The organism is Streptomyces sp. TRM68416, assembly GCF_014596915.1.
Classification (GTDB): Bacteria; Actinomycetota; Actinomycetes; order Streptomycetales; family Streptomycetaceae; genus Streptomyces.
Genome location: NZ_JACVWU010000101.1, coordinates 1 through 491, shown reverse-complemented (window position 1 = coordinate 491; position 491 = coordinate 1). Strand labels below are relative to the sequence as shown.

The following is a 491-nucleotide window of genomic DNA, read 5'->3' as shown; positions in this document are numbered from 1 at the left end:
GTCCACTGCATGGGGGTGCGGACGGCGTCGCGGTCGCCGAGCCAGATGTTGTCGCCCATGCCGATCTCGTCGCCGTAGTAGAGGATCGGCGAGCCGGGGAGGGCGAGGAGGAGGGCGGTGAAGAGTTCGATCTGGTTGCGGTCGTTGTCCAGGAGCGGGGCGAGCCGGCGGCGGATGCCGATGTTGGCGCGCATGCGCGGGTCCTTGGCGTACTCCGCGTACATGTAGTCGCGCTCTTCGTCGGTGACCATCTCCAGGGTCAGCTCGTCGTGGTTGCGCAGGAAGATGCCCCACTGGCAGCCGGAGGGGATGGCGGGCGTCTTGGCGAGGATCTCCGAGACGGGGTAGCGGGACTCGCGGCGTACGGCCATGAAGATGCGCGGCATGACGGGGAAGTGGAAGGCCATGTGGCACTCGTCGCCGCCGGAGGAGTAGTCGCCGAAGTAGTCGACGACGTCCTCCGGCCACTGGTTGGCCTCCGCCAGCAGCAC

Annotated in this window: 1 pseudogene; it reads right to left on the bottom strand. The window is 67.8% G+C overall.

Annotated features, from left to right (window positions below):
- A pseudogene (locus ICC28_RS40120) lies at positions 1-491 on the bottom strand (alpha-amylase family glycosyl hydrolase); the annotation flags it as partial.